The 15,628-nt window shown below is 29.0% G+C and carries 14 protein-coding genes; 13 read left to right on the top strand and 1 reads right to left on the bottom strand.

The genetic code is table 11. The features are described from left to right. Positions 1–132 precede the first annotated feature (132 nt). From hrcA to Q1J48_RS01930, 13 genes are all read left to right on the top strand, one after another. Positions 133–1,158, top strand: coding sequence for a heat-inducible transcriptional repressor HrcA (gene hrcA / locus Q1J48_RS01990; protein WP_300360771.1), 1,026 nt, complete (start codon positions 133–135; stop codon positions 1,156–1,158). Between the two features lie 12 nt (positions 1,159–1,170). Continuing rightward, positions 1,171–1,740, top strand: coding sequence for a nucleotide exchange factor GrpE (gene grpE, locus Q1J48_RS01985; protein WP_300328450.1), 570 nt, complete (start codon positions 1,171–1,173; stop codon positions 1,738–1,740). A gap of 63 nt (positions 1,741–1,803) precedes the next feature. Then, positions 1,804–3,624 (top strand): molecular chaperone DnaK, encoded by a 1,821-nt coding sequence (gene dnaK, locus Q1J48_RS01980; protein WP_300328447.1) that lies wholly within the window; start codon positions 1,804–1,806, stop codon positions 3,622–3,624. A 73-nt stretch (positions 3,625–3,697) separates the two neighbouring features. Then, positions 3,698–4,555 carry an aldose 1-epimerase family protein gene (locus Q1J48_RS01975; RefSeq protein ID WP_300360769.1) on the top strand — a complete coding sequence of 286 codons (858 nt, stop codon included), beginning with the start codon at positions 3,698–3,700 and terminating at the stop codon, positions 4,553–4,555. 20 nt (positions 4,556–4,575) lie between these two features. Beyond that, positions 4,576–5,733, top strand: a complete 1,158-nt coding sequence (gene dnaJ / locus Q1J48_RS01970) for a molecular chaperone DnaJ (protein WP_300328441.1) — start codon at positions 4,576–4,578, stop codon at positions 5,731–5,733. A gap of 78 nt (positions 5,734–5,811) precedes the next feature. Continuing rightward, complete coding sequence (gene yajC, locus Q1J48_RS01965) at positions 5,812–6,081, top strand: preprotein translocase subunit YajC (protein ID WP_300328439.1); 270 nt, start codon at positions 5,812–5,814, stop codon at positions 6,079–6,081. 76 nt (positions 6,082–6,157) lie between these two features. After that, entirely contained in the window at positions 6,158–7,183 is a 1,026-nt protein-coding gene (locus Q1J48_RS01960) for an N-acetylmuramoyl-L-alanine amidase family protein (RefSeq protein ID WP_300360766.1), read from the top strand. Between the two features lie 9 nt (positions 7,184–7,192). Continuing rightward, the gene (locus tag Q1J48_RS01955; RefSeq protein WP_300360763.1) at positions 7,193–7,927 is read left to right on the top strand and encodes a GerMN domain-containing protein; all 735 of its coding nucleotides are present in this window, start codon (positions 7,193–7,195) and stop codon (positions 7,925–7,927) included. 39 nt (positions 7,928–7,966) lie between these two features. Further along, complete coding sequence (gene yqeK / locus Q1J48_RS01950) at positions 7,967–8,536, top strand: bis(5'-nucleosyl)-tetraphosphatase (symmetrical) YqeK (protein ID WP_300360761.1); 570 nt, start codon at positions 7,967–7,969, stop codon at positions 8,534–8,536. Between the two features lie 10 nt (positions 8,537–8,546). Continuing rightward, positions 8,547–10,694: a ribonuclease R gene (gene rnr / locus Q1J48_RS01945; protein WP_300328428.1), complete on the top strand. Its 2,148-nt coding sequence runs from the start codon at positions 8,547–8,549 to the stop codon at positions 10,692–10,694. Beyond that, positions 10,691–11,134 (top strand): SsrA-binding protein SmpB, encoded by a 444-nt coding sequence (gene smpB / locus Q1J48_RS01940; protein ID WP_300328426.1) that lies wholly within the window; start codon positions 10,691–10,693, stop codon positions 11,132–11,134. The genes rnr and smpB overlap by 4 nt, the downstream gene beginning before the upstream one ends. Before the next feature lie 85 nt (positions 11,135–11,219). Next, on the top strand, positions 11,220–12,077 hold the full coding sequence (locus Q1J48_RS01935; protein WP_300360759.1) for a hypothetical protein: 858 nt from the start codon (positions 11,220–11,222) through the stop codon (positions 12,075–12,077). A 12-nt stretch (positions 12,078–12,089) separates the two neighbouring features. Continuing rightward, positions 12,090–13,988 carry an Hsp70 family protein gene (locus Q1J48_RS01930; protein ID WP_300360757.1) on the top strand — a complete coding sequence of 633 codons (1,899 nt, stop codon included), beginning with the start codon at positions 12,090–12,092 and terminating at the stop codon, positions 13,986–13,988. A 119-nt stretch (positions 13,989–14,107) separates the two neighbouring features. Here the strand turns inward: Q1J48_RS01930 and gpmI are convergent, their stop codons facing one another. Continuing rightward, on the bottom strand, positions 14,108–15,625 hold the full coding sequence (gpmI, locus tag Q1J48_RS01925; RefSeq protein ID WP_300360756.1) for a 2,3-bisphosphoglycerate-independent phosphoglycerate mutase: 1,518 nt from the start codon (positions 15,623–15,625) through the stop codon (positions 14,108–14,110). Positions 15,626–15,628: the final 3 nt, after the last annotated feature.

Below are 15,628 nucleotides of genomic sequence, written 5' to 3'. Positions count from 1 at the left end.
GAAAAGGACTGAAGAAAAATATTTTCTTCAGTTTTTTTATAAAAATTTATTGACAAACCTATTGAAAAGTGATACTATGAATTTGTTAGTTAGCACTCTTTAGTAATGAGTGCTAATATTCAGGAAGGTGATTTGATGCTAAGTGAAAGAGAAAAATTAGTTCTAAATGCCATTATTGATTTCTATCTTAGTTGTGGAGAAACAATAGGCTCAAGAACTTTAGTAAAAAAATATAATATTGAATTATCTTCAGCAACAATCAGAAATGTAATGTCTGATTTGGAAGATGCAGGATTTATAGAAAAAACCCATTCATCTTCTGGAAGAATTCCAACAGATTTAGGTTATAAATATTATCTTAATGAACTTTTAAAGATTGAAAAATTATCGATGGAAGAAAAGAAAAGAATAAATAATGAATATGATCAAAAGATGAATGCTCTTGATAATATTTTAAAAGAAACCTCATCAATTCTTTCAAAGCTTACATCTTATGCTTCAGTTGTAATAGAACCAAATCATAAAAAAGAAAATATAAAAAAAGTTGAATTGGTTCATATTGATGATTATTTAATATTAGCAATAATAGTTACTGAAGATTTAAATGTCACAACTAAAAAAATAAAGCTTCAAACAGGAATAACGAAAGAAAAACTACAAGTGTTATCAGAGAAAATTAATAATAAGATTAAAACTCAAAAAATAAAAAGTTATGAGATTGTAGATTTAATAAAAGAAAATTTTGAAGCCTATAATGATATTGAAAAAGAGATATATAAAGATATAGAAGGAAAATTATATTTAAGTAATTCTCCAAGCATTTTCAAAAATAAAAATGTAAATGAAGTTTTAGATATTATGGAAATGTTTAATGAAAAACAAGAGGTCAGAAATATATTTGAGGAGATTGTAAAATCAAATGAATATGTTGAAGGTAAAGTAAATGTAATACTAGGCGATGACCTTCCAGTAAAAGGACTTGAAGATTATAGTTTTGTTTATTCAGTATATAAAAAAGGAGATTCAAAAGGGGTTGTCGGAGTAATCGGACCTAAGAGAATGCCTTATTCAAAAACTATGGGACTTATAGATTATATAAGTAAGGAACTAGAAAAAACTATAAATAAAGAAAAATTGATTGGAAATAAAGAAAAATAAAAGGAGATAGTGATGTCAGAAGATAAATTAAAAGATATAGAAGAGATGGAGCAGGAAGTTAACTGTGAAGAAACTCAAGAAAATTGTGAAAAAGAAAATAATCAAGAGTTAAATGAATTAGAAACTATCCAAGAAGAAATTGGAAAATTAAAAGCTGAAGTAGAGGATTGGAAACAATCATATATGAGAAAGCAAGCTGACTTCCAAAACTTTACAAAGAGAAAAGAAAAAGAGATGGATGAGCTTAGAAAATTTGCTTCTGAAAAAATTATTACTAAACTTTTAGATGGAATTGATAATTTAACAAGAGCTGCTGAAACATCAAAACAAACAAAAGATTTTGATGGTTTAGTAAAAGGAGTTGAACTTACATTAAATCAATTTAGAGAGATATTCAAAGCTGAAGGGTTAGAAAGTATAGATACAGAAGGAAAAGAATTTAATCCAGAAGAACATATGGCTGTTATGGTTGAAGCTAGTGAAGATTTTGAAGATAACTATATAATAGCTGAGTTCCAAAAAGGATATAAATTAAAAGGAAAAGTAATAAGACCTTCAATGGTTAAAGTATGTAAGAAATAATTAAATCAGTAATCAAAAATTTTAGAATAGAAATATTTTTAGGAATATTAAAGGAGGATTAAAATGTCTAAAGTAATAGGAATTGACTTAGGAACAACAAACTCATGTGTAGCAATAATGGAAGGTGGATCTGCAAATATAATCACAAACGCTGAAGGAGCAAGAACAACTCCATCAGTTGTAAACATTAAAGATAATGGAGAAATAGTAGTAGGAGAAATAGCAAAAAGACAAGCTATAACAAATCCAAACTCAACTATCGCTTCTATAAAAACTCATATGGGAACTGATTATAAAGTAAATATCAACGGAAAAGATTATACTCCACAAGAAATATCAGCAATGACTTTAAGAAAATTAAAAAAAGATGCTGAAGCTTACTTAGGAGAAGAAATAAAAGAAGCTGTAATTACAGTACCAGCTTACTTTACAGATGCTCAAAGACAAGCAACTAAAGATGCTGGAGCAATAGCTGGATTAGAAGTAAAAAGAATAATAAACGAACCAACAGCAGCAGCACTTGCTTATGGACTAGATAAGAAAAAAGAAGAAAAAGTATTAGTATTCGACCTTGGAGGAGGAACATTTGACGTATCTGTTCTAGAAATATCTGACGGTGTTATAGAAGTTTTATCAACAGCAGGAAACAACCACTTAGGTGGAGATGACTTTGACGCAAGAATCATCCAATGGTTAGCAGAAGAATTTAAAAAAGAGCAAGGAATTGACTTATTAAATGATAAAATGGCTTACCAAAGATTAAAAGATGCAGCTGAAAAAGCTAAAAAAGAATTATCTTCAATGATGGAAGCTCAAATATCTTTACCATTCATCACAATGGATGCAACAGGACCTAAACACTTAGAAATGAAATTAACAAGAGCTAAATTTGATGCTTTAACAAGAGATTTAGTTGAAGCTACTCAAGGACCTACAAAAACAGCTTTATCAGATGCTGGACTTACTCCTTCTGAAATAGATGAAGTATTATTAGTAGGTGGATCTACAAGAATGATCGCAGTTCAAGAATGGGTAGAACAATTCTTTGGTAAAAAACCAAATAAAGGAATCAACCCTGACGAAGTTGTTGCAGCAGGAGCAGCTATTCAAGGTGGGGTATTAATGGGAGATGTAAAAGATGTATTACTTCTTGACGTAACTCCATTATCATTAGGAATTGAAACTCTTGGAGGAGTTTGTACAAGAATTATTGAGAAAAACACAACTATACCAGTTAAAAAATCTCAAGTATTCTCAACTGCAGTAGATAACCAACCAGCTGTTACAATCAATGTATTACAAGGTGAAAGAGCAAAAGCAGCTGACAACCATAAATTAGGAGAATTCAACTTAGAAGGAATCCCAGCAGCACCAAGAGGAATCCCTCAAATTGAAGTAACATTTGATATAGACGCTAACGGAATCGTTCACGTATCAGCTAAAGATTTAGGAACTGGAAAAGAAAATACAATAACAATTTCTGGATCAAACAACTTATCTGGTGACGATATAGAAAGAATGAAAAAAGAAGCTGAAGCTAATGAAGCTGAAGATAAAAAATTCAGAGAATTAATAGAAACAAGAAATAAAGCAGATATGTTAATCACATCTACTGAAAATACTTTAAAAGAACATTCTGGAAAAGTAAGCGAAGCTGAGAAAAAAGCTATCGAAGAATCTTTAGAAGAACTTAAAAAAGTAAAAGACTCTGATGACAAAAAAGCTATCGAAGAAGCTATGGAAAAATTATCAAAATCAGCTCAAAAATTAGCTGAAGAAATATACAAAGAAGCTCAACAAGCTCAACAACAACAAGCTAATGCTTCTCAAGGACAAACACAAAAACCTGCTGATGATGTAGAAGATGCAGAAATAGTTGACTAATAATTAGATTGTTATTTTCTGGGAATAGAGCTTACTCTATTCCCTATTTTTAGATTAATACAGGGGAGTTCATATGAAATATAGATTAGAAAATTCAAATTTTATAATACAAGTAGAAAGTAAGGGAGCAGAGTTAGAAAAGTTTACTTCTAAGAAGGATAATTTTGAATATATTTGGCAGAAAGATAAAAACTTTTGGGCAAAATCATCACCAATACTATTCCCATTTGTAGGTGGAATAAAAAATGAAAAATATTTTTATGATGAAAAAGAATATAGAATAGAAACTAAACACGGATTCGCTAGAGATAATGAGTTTGTATTAAGTGATAGAGGAGAAAATTACTTAGAGTTTTTATTTGAATCAAACGAAGAAACAAAGAAAAAATATCCATTTGATTTTAAATTATTTTTAAAATATATTTTAGATGAGAATACTTTAAAAATGGAGTATAGAGTTGAAAATTTAACTGATGGTAAAATGTATTTTTCATTAGGAGCTCATCCTGCATTTAATGTTTTTGGTCAACCAGGAGAAAACTATATCGAGTTTGAAAAAGATGAGATTGGAAAATCTTTGACAGCTGAAAGTATAGGTGTTACTGATAAGATAAGAGATATATTTGAAGGAAATATTTTAAGATTTACAGATGAAACTTTTAAAGAAGATGCAATTATATTTAAAAATACAAATTCTAAAAAAGTCTGGCTAAAATCTGATAAAAGTGATAGAATAGTAGAGTTTGATTATAACGGTTTTGAATACATGGCATTTTGGAGTGTTCCAAAATCTGGATTTGTTTGTCTTGAGCCATGGGATGGATTAGGAGATCTAGTAACTTCTAATGGACAACTTACAGAAAAAGAGGGAATTAAAAAATTAGAAAAAGGTGAGATGTATCAAAAAAGTATAGAGATCAAAATACTTTAAGATAAATTTTGGAGGAAAAAATGGCAAAGAAAGATTATTATGATCTTTTAGGTGTAGAAAAAACAGCTTCTGAAGCAGAAATAAAAAAAGCTTATAGAAAATTAGCTATGAAATACCACCCTGATAGATTTAGTAATGCAAGTGAGAGCGAAAAGAAAGAAGCTGAAGATAAGTTTAAAGAGATAAACGAAGCTTATCAAGTTTTATCTGACGCAGATAAAAGATCAAAATACGATAGATTTGGTCATGCTGCTTTTGAAAATGGAGCAGGTGGCGGATATGGTGGAGGATTTGAAGGATTCTCTGGAAGTGGATTTGAAGATATTTTCTCATCATTCTTTGGTGGAAATGGTGGCTTTGGAGGATTTGGTGGAGCTCAACAAAGAGGACCAGAACCAGGTGCTGACTTAAGGGTTGATGTGACAATCACTCTAGAAGAAGTAGCTAAAGGTGGAGAAAAAGAAATAAAATATACTAGAAGAGGAAAGTGTAAAACTTGTAATGGTACAGGTGCTGAACCAGGAAGCAAGATGAAAACTTGTGACAAATGTGGTGGATCTGGTAGAATAGAAAAAATCCAAAGAACTATGCTTGGAAACTTTAAAAGTGTAGAGGAATGTGATAAATGTAAAGGAAAAGGAAAAATTCCTGAAACAAAATGTAAAAAATGTGGTGGAACAGGTTTAGAAAGAGAAACAATCAGCAAAAAAATAAAAATACCAGTAGGAATTCATGATGGTCAAAGATTAAGAATCCATGGAATGGGAGATGCAAGTGCTGAAGGTGGAGAAGATGGAGATTTATATATCTTTTTCCACGTTAAAGATCACGACTTCTTTGTGAGAGATGGAGAAAATATAATTTGTGAAGTACCTATAACTTATGCAAAAGCTGCTCTTGGTGGAGAAGTAGAGATCCCTACATTAAATGGTAAAAAAGCTATAAAAATACCAGCAGGAACTCAGAATGGAAAAGTATTTAAATTGAGAGGAGAGGGAATAAATAACCCTAGAGCTTATGGAGCTGGAGATCAACTTGTAAAAATAGTTATTGAAGTTCCTACTAATTTAAATGATACTCAAATAGAATTATTGAAAAAATTTGATGAAAGTTTAAAAGATAAAAATTATAAAATGAATAAAAGTTTTTTAGATAGATTGAAGGATTTATTTAAATAAAATTGAAAGATCATTGAAAAATCAATCTGTCTGTGATATACTCTATTTAGAATAAAAAATTAGTAGGAGGAATAACAGATGCAAGAACTATTTGCTAGATATGGAAGTACAGGAATAATGCTAGTTATATGGGTAGTTGTTATTTATGGACTTTTTGCTTCAAATAAGAAAAAGCAAAAAAAACAAAATGAAATGTTAAATAGCTTAAAAGCTGGAGATACTGTAGTAACAATCGGTGGAATAAAAGGTGTTATTTCTAGTGTAGAAGAAGCTTTTGTCGTAATTAGAATAGATAAAGGTGTTCATATGACTGTTAGAAAGTCAGCAATCGCTGGTACTTTAAATTAAGCTTATGAATAAAAACGACAATTTAAATTAATTGTCGTTTTTTTGTATTTATATTAAAAAGTTATAGGATGTGTTTATGATAAAAAAAATATATGCAGTACTAATTTTTATGTTATTATTTTCTTTTACATTTTCTTCAAATATAAAAGATGTAAGATTTAATAGTTATCCACCACAAGTTGTTTTGGATTTAGATGAAAGTAATCCAAATTATGTAACAGAATACGATGAAAATAGCAGAACTCTTTTTGTAGAAGTTAGAGGAGTTAATACTCCTTATAATAAAAGTGTAACAAACAAATTATCAAAATACTTAGAAAGTGTTCAAGAATATAAATATGATAGATCCCACGGATTTTTCTTAAAATTACAAAAAAATATTTTTCATAAGGTGAGTATAAGAAGGAGTCCTAATAGATTGGTAATAGATTTATCAAGAAATGCAACGAATAAACAATATACAGTAGTAATAGATCCAGGACATGGAGGAAAAGATACAGGAGCTATTGGTTCTAAAAGTTTAAGAGAAAAAGATATTGTTTTAAGTATTGGAAAATATCTTAGAGATGAGTTAAAATCGGATTTCAATGTTGTGATGACAAGAGATACAGATGAATTTATATCTTTAAAAAATAGAAGTAATATAGCAAATAGAATAGGGGCAGATATTTACGTGAGTATTCATGCCAACTCTTCAAATAGTTCAGCTCACAACGGAATGGAAATATTTTATTTTTCAAAAAAATCTTCTCCATATGCTGCTAGCATAGCTAGGTATGAAAACAGTTTTGGAGAAAAATATGGTGAAAATACAAGTTCCATAGTTCAAATAGCTGGAGAGATTGCTTATAATAAAAACCAAGAAAAAAGTATTCCTTTCGCAGACTCATTGACTAAAAATTTATCCAAGACTATGGGAATGAAAAATAGAGGGATACACGGAGCTAACTTTGCTGTTTTAAGAGGTATTAATTGTCCGGGGGTATTAATAGAAGTTGGATTTATAAAAAGTCCAAAAGATTCAAGTATTATAAGCTCTCGTTCTCATCAGAAAAAAATGGCTAAGAAAATAGCTGAGCATATAAGAAATTATTTTTATTAGGAGATTTGAATGATAAATTTAAAAAAAAATCATGAGAAAGAAAATAAAGAGTTTGAAGAGAAAAATAAAAAAAATATAAAAGGAAATTTAGAAGAAGAAGAATTTAGTTTTAATAAAAAAAGGAAAAAAACTTCATCAAAAAGTGGAATGGGTGAGGTGTTAAAAGAACTAAAAATAAAACTAATAAACTTTAAAGAAGGATTCTTTAATAGTAAAAATAGCTCCATAAAAATAATGTCAATTTTATGGATTATAACTATTTTTTCAGGGTATTTATATTTTAGTTCAAAAGACAATACACCAAAAGTAGTTTTTGAAAGAGAAAGTTTAAAACAACAGAATGAAAAAGAGAAGTTATACATATATTATCCAGAAAAAAACAAAATAGCAAATAAAGAGATTGAGGTTGAGAAAAATATAAGTAAAAGTTCAAAAATAAGAAGAACTTTAGATGAAACTTTAAACGAATTAAAAACTCTTGAGAAGATACCAAATATCAATGAGAAAACAGAGGTATATTACTATATAGTAAATAATATAATTTATTTAGATCTTCCTGAAAAACTTTTTGATAGGGTAAAAAGTCCAACAGATGAACTACTTATAATCTATTCTATTGTAAATACTATGACAAATATAGATACTAATCTAGATACAGTTAAGATTTTAATTAATGGTGCAGATATGGACAAAGTAAAATATGCTAATCTAAAAAGAGATTTTAAATTTAGAAAAGATATATAGGGTGTGTTTGAATACACCCTTTTTTTACAAGGAGATAAAATGGATATAGATGCTTTAAGAGAAATAGTGAAAAATAAATTGCCAGAAAAAAGATATATTCATACATTGGGTGTTGAAAAGGCTTGTGTAGAACTTGCTAAAAAATATGGATGTGATGTGGAAAAAGCAAGGATAGCAGCTCTTTTACATGACTATTTAAAGAAAGATAAGGTTGATTATTTAAAAGAAATTTGCAAAGATATGCCAGAGGTAAAGGGATATGATGATTTACCAGAGATATTGCACGGATTAGCAGGGGCTGTGATAGTGAAAAAAGAATTTAATATAGATGATGAAGATATATTAAATAGTATAAAGTATCATACAATAGGAAGAAAAAATATGTCTTTATTAGAAAAGATAGTTTATATAGGAGATGCAATAGAAGAGGGAAGAGATTATCCAAACGTGGATAAGATAAGAGAAAAAACTTTTGAAAATATAGATGAGGGAATAATTTTTGAAATAGAAAGAAAATTGGAATATTTAAAAGAAAAAGGTGGAATAATACATAAAAATACAATGGAAACATTGGAAGATTTACTTTCTAAAAGAAAAGAGAGAGAATAAGGAGGTAAAAATGAACATAAAAAAAGATTTAGAAATTTTAAAAGAATACTTTAAAAAAAATACAAAATCAATAGGGATAGATGAAATTTATAAATTATTATCTTGGTCTTCAAAATTTAAAAAGAAAAATAGAGAAATTTTAGATACTTGGATAGAATTAGGTGACTTGGTAAAAAATAATAAGGGGAAATATAATATTCCTGAAAATATTGGTATGATATGTGGAGAATTCAGTGTTATAAGAAATAAATTCGCTTTTGTTGATACAGAAACTGAAGGGATATTCATTCCAAAAAATGGATTTAATGGTGCTTTAAATGGAGATATAGTTTTAGTAAAAATAACAAAAGAGAGTAGAAAAACTGATAAAAAAGAGGGAGAGGTTTATAAGATAATAAAAAGAACTAATGATACAGTTATTGGTATTTTACAAAAACAAAAAAGTTTTGGTTTTGTTACTCCAACTCACTCTTTTGGAAAAGATATATATATTCCGAAAAAGTTTTTAGGAATGGCTAGAGATGGAGAACTGGTAGTTGTAAAAATAGATTTCTTTGGTGATAAAGAGAGAAAACCAGAGGGAAAAATTATAGAGGCTTTAGGAAATCCATTAGATAGTAAGGTTATGATGGAGGCGCTTCTTAGAAGGGAAAATTTAAGAGATGATTTCCCAGCAGATGTTATGAGAGAGGCAAGAGAAACTCCACAGATAGTTCACGAAGATGAAATAAAGTTAAGAGTGGATTTAAGAGATTTACCAATTATCACAATAGATGGCGCAGATGCTAAAGACTTAGACGATGCTGTATATGTAGATAAAAAAGAAAATGGAAATTATAGATTGATAGTTAGTATAGCTGATGTTAGTTACTATGTAAAAGAGGGTTCAGCTATGGATAAAGAGGCATTAAGAAGAGGAAACTCAGTATATTTAGTAGATAGAGTTTTACCAATGTTGCCTAGAGAACTTTCAAATGGAATATGTTCATTAAATCCCAATGAGGATAAATTAACTTTTACTTGTGAGATGGAAATAGATAGTCTTGGAAAAGTAAAAGATGTAAAAACTTACAAGGCAGTAATAAGAACAGCTTATAGAATGACATACACTGATGTTAATAAGATAATAGAAAATGATGAAGAAACTTGTAAAAAATATTCATCTATAAAAGATATGATAGATATGATGTTAGAACTTTCTAAAATCATAAGAACAGTAAAACATAATAGAGGAAGTATAGATTTTGATCTTCCAGAAATAAAAGTTGTTTTAGATGAAAAACTAAGAGTTGATCATTTAGAAAAAAGAGAAAGAGGAGAGGCAGAAAAGATTATAGAAGATTTTATGATCGAAGCCAATGAGGCAGTTGCGGAAAAACTATTTTGGTTAGAAGTTCCAAGTATTTATAGAACTCATGAAAAACCAGATGCAGAGAGAATAGAAGGGTTGAATGAAGTTTTAGGAAAATTTGGTTATAGAGTAATTCTTGGATCAGAGGGAGTTCATCCTAAAAAATTCCAATCAATAATAGAGGATTCTCAACTTAAGGGAATTAGTATGATAGTTCATAAAATGATATTGATGGCATTAAAACAAGCTAAGTATACGCCAGAAAATATTGGACACTTTGGTTTAGCATCAAGCTATTATACTCACTTTACTTCTCCAATAAGAAGATACTCAGATTTAATGATTCATAGAATTTTAGGAGAAACACTTTTTGGATATCCTAAGAAAAAATATATAGAGAAACTTGAAAAAAATCTACCAACAATATGTACAGCTATCTCTAAAACAGAAAGAGAGGCTATGAAGGTAGAGGATGAAAGTAAAAAAATAAAAATAGTTGAATATATGCTTGATAAAATAGGAGAAGTATTTAAAGGAACTATTGTTGGAATAAGTAATAGAAAAGTATTTATAGAAACTGAAGAGTTAGTTGAATGTATGTGGGATGTAACAAATTCTCCACACTATTATGAATTTAATGAAAAAGATTATGTGATGGCAGATACAGACACAGGAGATATTTATAGCTTGGGAGATAAATTAGAGGTTATTGTTGTAAGAGTTGATATGGCAGAACTTGAAATTGAAGTTGCTCCTTATACAGAGGAATATTTTTCAACAAAAAGAAATAAAAGAGGTGAAAAATGATATTAGCAAATAATAAAAAAGCATACTTTGATTATTTCATTGAAGATAAAATAGAGGCTGGAATAGAGTTAGTTGGAAGTGAAGTAAAATCTATAAAAGCATCAAAAGTGAGTATCAAGGAGGCTTTTGTAAGAATAATAAAAGATGAAGTGTATATAATGGGAATGTCAGTTGTTCCTTGGGAATTTGGAAGTGTGTATAACCCAGAGGAAAAAAGAGTAAGAAAATTACTTTTACACAAAAAAGAGATAAAAAAATTACACGAAAAAGTTAGCCAAAAAGGTTATACTATTGTTCCATTGAATGTACACCTTTCAAAAGGGTATGTAAAGATTGACATAGCTCTTGGTAGAGGTAAAAAAAGTTATGATAAAAGAGAAAGTATAGCTAAGAAAGATCAGAAGAGAGATATTGAAAGAGCTATGAAAGAAAGATATTAGTATCAGGGAAATCCTTATTTAAGGATTTCCTTTTTTCAATCTTTTTAATAGTAAAACTCGTCAAAGAATATACTGGAGGTGTATTATGAAGGCAGTAGATAAATGGAGAGAGCTAAAAGAGGAAACAAAAAAAGAAATATCAGCAGAAAATAAAACAGTTCAAGATATAAAAAATATTTTGGTACAAAAAATAGAAAATATACAGCATAATGTTATGTCAGAGGAAAAAAATTCTAAACTTCGTCAACAGATAGGAATTCTTTTCACAATTTTAAAAGAAAATTTTAATATTTATAATACCCTAGGAAGTGTTAGAATATGGTCAGAAGAAAATATTAAGGTGTATAAGCAAAAAGGAAATATAGTTTTTTTAACTTTAATGCACTGTGTTTTATTTTATTCACTCTGGTATAGTTTTTCTCAAGGAATAAAATTAAATTATTATATTATGATAGGTGTAGGGATAGCTGGACTTGTCAGCGAAATTTTAATATTGTTGCTTATTTTAAAAAAATATAGGGAAGATTCGAAGATAGTAGAAACAGTACAAAAAACTGAGATAAATTTAAATATAGATAAAATAATGGAATTTATGGATAGAAATATGGAGGCTCTAGATAGATATATAGAAGAGTTAACCATATTAAATGGATTGGAAAATAAAAAAGAGAGCAATCTTGATAAAAATATTCTTGAAGTTTTTCAAAAATTTGATGAGATTGAAAAAACAGATAATAAAGTAATTGTACCTATTGTAAATAAAGAGATAGAGAATATTCTTTTGTCAAATAATATAGAAAAGATAGAGTATTCAAAGGAAACAGAAAAATATTTTGATATACTACCTTCAAAAAATTCAACAATGACTATAAAATCAGCTTTTATAGAAAAAGATAGTAATAAAGTATTTGTAAGAGGGGTAGCAATAAAGAAAATAAATTAAAAGGAGGGAGAAATGAAATATATAGGTTTTGATTTAGGAGATGGAGAAAGTACAGTTGCCCAAATCTCATCTGCTAGTAAAGATATAGAGCCAATAATTTTATCCCTTGATGATAAAAGAAGTTTTATTTCAGCAGTGGCTGTTGATGGAGAGGATAATATTTTAATAGGAGAACAGGCTATATCTCTAGGGGATAAAAATTCTTTAAGAGTTAGATTTAAAAGTCGTTTCTCTGAAAATTCAGAAATTGCTGAAAAAGATATAATTCTTTTTGTAAAGGGAGTTGTTAGAAAATTAAAAGATCTTGATATAGGAGAAGATATTCAAATAACAGTTGGTTGTCCAGCAGGTTGGACTTTAGCAATGAGAGAAAGATATAAAAATTTATTAGTAAAAGCTAATATACCAAATGTTAGGGTTATATCAGAATCAAGAGCTGCTTTTTTATATGCTAGAGAGGCTAAAAATATAAGGGTAAATCCAGAACTTTTGAAAGAGAGTGTTTTAGTTGTAGATATTGGATCATCAACTTTAGATTTTGCATATATTGTAAATGGTAAGGAAACAGGGATTGGGGTTTTTGGAAACAATAACCTAGGTAGTGGTTTAATAGATGAGTATTTATTGCAGGAGGCTATAAAAAATAGTGATTCTTCTGAAAAAATAAATGAGATATTTACTGAAAGTTATGGTTGGCGTTGTTATGCTCAACTTGTTTCGAGAAAGGTTAAGGAAAAATATTTTACAAATGAGGAATTATATAAAAATTCATTTTGTGAGGAAATAGTTTCTTTATATTATGATGGGGTACAAAATCTTTCTATAAAAGCTAGTGAAGAGATTATAAGAAATATAATAAATAAACCAATAAAAGAATTGAATGGTAAATCTTTTGTAGAGGGAATACAATATTCACTATATGAGGCAGCAAAAGTTACTAAAGATAATCCACCAAAACTTTTAATATTAACAGGTGGAGCTTCAAGAATGAAGTTCTTTAAGGAGCAGTGTAAGTTTTCATTTCCAAATGCAATAATAGTTAATTCTGAAGAACCAGAATTTTCTATTGGAAAAGGTTTAGCTTATTCTGGAATTATAGATGAAAGACTTAGAGAGTTTAGAGGAGAAGTTAAAAATTTTATTAAAAGTGGAGTTGTTAAAGAAAATGTTGATAACCAAATAAAAGAGTTGATCTATCCACTTGTAGAAAAGTTAACAGAATATGTGATAACTGAGGGAATTTTACCAAATATTGTTCTTTGGAAAAAAGGAAAGATTGATACAATAGAAGAGATGAATAGTATTCTTTTAGAAAGAATAAAAGATATACTAGTTCCTGAAAAAATAAGACCTCTTTTAGAAAAATCCATTATCGATTGGTCAGTGAGTTTATGTGATAAATTACAAATTCCTATTGATGAGATTTGTGACAGATATATGATTCCAAGAGAGGAAATGAACCTTTTATCTATAAATATGAGAACGGATTTACATAATATTAATTTTTCCATAAGTAATCTTCAAGGAGAGAATATAATAAATGGAATAATTTCTTTAATAATTGCTATTTTAATGGGAATGCTTTGTGGTGGTAGTGGAACAGCATTAATAGCCACTGGTCCACTTGGATTTTTAGGAGGAGCTATAATAGGAATAATAGCTGGACTTATTGGATTTAATAGGACAAAACATCTTTTTATAAAAAAATCTATTCCAATACTTTTAAGAAAACTTGTAAGAAAAGATATATTCCTTTCTGAAAAAACAAAAGAAAAATTAAGTATATCAATAATGGAAGAGTTAGAAAAATCTGAAAATAATTTTACCTTTGAATTATCTGAAAATATTTCAAAGGAATTAAATAATAAGTTAGAAAAATTAGCTCAAGATGTAGAGATATTAATTTTTTAGAGAACAAAAATCCTTGCTATAATTATTTACAGTAAGGATTTTTTTAATTAAAAAGGGATTATCAAATATTAGATATTTAATAATCCCAAAAATCAGTAAGAAACTATTTAATTGAAAACTTATTTAACTAAGTTATCTCCTGTCATCTCAGCAGGTTTAGCAACTCCTAAAAGATTTAACATAGTAGGAGCTATATCTGCTAATTTTCCATCAGCAAGATGAACATTTTCTGTATGATTAGATACGAAAACAAAAGGAACTTTGTTTATAGTATGAGATGTAAATGGAGCACCAGTTACAGGGTCAACCATAAGTTCAGCGTTTCCGTGGTCAGCAGTAACAAGTAAAGTTCCGTCAAGCTCTAACACTTTAGTAGCAACTTTTTTAACACATTCATCAACAGCTTTTATAGCTTTTACAGCAGCTTCAACTACACCAGTATGTCCAACCATATCAGGGTTAGCGAAGTTTACGATGAATACATCATATTTATTAGAATCTAAAGCTTCTAATAATCCTTCTGTTACTTCATAAGCTGACATTTCAGGTTTTAAGTCATAAGTAGCAACTTTTGGAGATGCAACAAGTTTTCTCTCTTCTCCCTCATATTGAGTTTCTTTTCCACCGTTAAAGAAGAAAGTAACATGAGCATATTTTTCAGTTTCAGCTGTTCTAAATTGTTTTAAACCAGCTTTAGAAATAACCTCTCCTAAAGTATTTTTTATCTCTTCATCAACATAAACAACAGGTGCATCTATTGTAGCGTCATATTGTCTCATACAATAAACTTTAACTGGAGCTATGCTTCTTTCAAAATATGGGAACTCTTTATCATTTAGAGCTCTAGTTATCTGTCTAGCTCTGTCAGGTCTAAAGTTAAAGTTGATAAATACATCTCCTTCTTTAACTAGCCCTTCTTTATCAAATACAGTTGGTTCAACGAACTCATCTGTAACTCCGTTTTCATAAGATGCTTTTATAGCTTCAGAAACAGAAGTAGCTTCAATTCCATTTCCTAGAGTCATATTGTCATAAGTTTTTTTAGTTCTATCCCAGTTTTTATCTCTGTCCATAGCGAAATATCTACCAGACATAGTAGCTACTTTACCATAGTTTAATTCAGCCATTTTATCTTCAACTTGTTGTAAGAATCCAGCACCTGAAGTTGGAGCAGTATCTCTTCCATCTAAGAAAGCGTGAAGATACATTTTAACACCATATTTTTTACCCATTTCTAAAAGTCCGAAACAGTGTTCAATATGAGAGTGAACTCCTCCGTCAGATAAAAGTCCTCCAATGTGAACTGTATTATTGTGAGCTTTAGCAAATTCGAAAGCTTCTTTAAGAACAGGAATTTCAAAGAAAGTTCCATCTTTTATATCTTTACTGATTTGAACAAGAGGTTGATATATAACTCTTCCAGCTCCAATATTTAAATGTCCTACTTCAGAGTTTCCCATTTGTCCAGCAGGTAATCCTACATATTCTTCAGAAGCAAAAAGTTCTGAATGAGGGTATTTTTCTAATAAACTTAAGAAATAATCAGGGTGAGCATTTTTTATAGCGTTTACACAAGAATCGCATTTGCTAATTCCCCAACCGTCTAATATCATTAACATTAATGGTTTTTTTGTCATTTT

The organism is Fusobacterium sp. (assembly GCF_029258315.1).
Classification (GTDB): Bacteria; Fusobacteriota; Fusobacteriia; order Fusobacteriales; family Fusobacteriaceae; genus Fusobacterium_B.
Note: the sequence above shows the minus strand (reverse complement) of the source record. Positions and strands in the feature narration are given on the sequence as shown.

Bases quoted from the DNA above. Each gene is read 5' to 3' on its own strand.
- grpE (WP_300328450.1), top strand. From the start codon at position 1,171: ATGTCAGAAGATAAATTAAAAGATATAGAAGAGATGGAGCAGGAAGTT.
- dnaK (WP_300328447.1), top strand. From the start codon at position 1,804: ATGTCTAAAGTAATAGGAATTGACTTAGGAACAACAAACTCATGTGTA.
- Q1J48_RS01975 (WP_300360769.1), top strand. From the start codon at position 3,698: ATGAAATATAGATTAGAAAATTCAAATTTTATAATACAAGTAGAAAGT.
- dnaJ (WP_300328441.1), top strand. From the start codon at position 4,576: ATGGCAAAGAAAGATTATTATGATCTTTTAGGTGTAGAAAAAACAGCT.
- yajC (WP_300328439.1), top strand. From the start codon at position 5,812: ATGCAAGAACTATTTGCTAGATATGGAAGTACAGGAATAATGCTAGTT.
- Q1J48_RS01960 (WP_300360766.1), top strand. From the start codon at position 6,158: ATGATAAAAAAAATATATGCAGTACTAATTTTTATGTTATTATTTTCT.
- Q1J48_RS01955 (WP_300360763.1), top strand. From the start codon at position 7,193: ATGATAAATTTAAAAAAAAATCATGAGAAAGAAAATAAAGAGTTTGAA.
- yqeK (WP_300360761.1), top strand. From the start codon at position 7,967: ATGGATATAGATGCTTTAAGAGAAATAGTGAAAAATAAATTGCCAGAA.
- rnr (WP_300328428.1), top strand. From the start codon at position 8,547: ATGAACATAAAAAAAGATTTAGAAATTTTAAAAGAATACTTTAAAAAA.
- smpB (WP_300328426.1), top strand. From the start codon at position 10,691: ATGATATTAGCAAATAATAAAAAAGCATACTTTGATTATTTCATTGAA.
- Q1J48_RS01935 (WP_300360759.1), top strand. From the start codon at position 11,220: ATGAAGGCAGTAGATAAATGGAGAGAGCTAAAAGAGGAAACAAAAAAA.
- Q1J48_RS01930 (WP_300360757.1), top strand. From the start codon at position 12,090: ATGAAATATATAGGTTTTGATTTAGGAGATGGAGAAAGTACAGTTGCC.
- gpmI (WP_300360756.1), bottom strand. From the start codon at position 15,625: ATGACAAAAAAACCATTAATGTTAATGATATTAGACGGTTGGGGAATT.